This window comes from Gillisia xinjiangensis (genome assembly GCF_046298265.1).
GTDB classification, from domain to species: domain Bacteria; phylum Bacteroidota; class Bacteroidia; order Flavobacteriales; family Flavobacteriaceae; genus Gillisia; species Gillisia xinjiangensis.
In genome coordinates this window covers 1-513 of sequence record NZ_JBKAHK010000133.1, presented here as the reverse complement: position 1 = coordinate 513, position 513 = coordinate 1, and the positions used below count along the sequence as shown (strand labels likewise).

1 protein-coding gene is annotated in these 513 nt (G+C 63.5%); it reads right to left on the bottom strand.

All coding sequences use genetic code 11. The annotated features are described in order from the left end of the window. Nucleotides 1-513, bottom strand: a 513-nt coding sequence (locus tag ACKGJN_RS16860; RefSeq protein ID WP_409540734.1) for a calcium-binding protein, incomplete at both ends; no start/stop codon positions are given.

Sequence of the window (513 nt, the reverse complement as noted above, 5' to 3'; positions counted from 1 at the left end):
CCACTCCTCGAGGTTGGCGACCAGCAGGATGGAGCCACCGTCACCGGCTCCCGGCTCCGACTCAGCAATCACCAGGGTGACGTCGTTGCCGTTGCGCAGCAGCGACACCGCGGCCGGGTCAACATCCTGCAGGACGAGCTTATCCGCCGTGCCAGAGTTCTGCCACTCGACAACCGTGTCGTTGCCGTCACCACGGGCGTAGATGAAGGTATCGTTCCCGCTCCCGGTGCCACCATACAGAACATCATCGCCGCTACCGCCAGTGATGATGTCACTGCCTTCTTCCGCGTTGATGGTGTCGTTGCCAGCTCCGCCGGTGATCGTATCGGCGGCATCAAAGCCGTAGATCAGGTCGTCTCCGTCGCTCCACGCCTGGTCCAGCAGCATTGCTCTCAGGTCGGACCGGGTCCAGGTGGTGCCGTCGTCGAAGAGGATCTGGTCGATCCCCCGGCTGTACCATTCGTCGAGGTTGGCTACCAGCAGGATGGAGCCACCGTCACCGGCTCCCGGCTC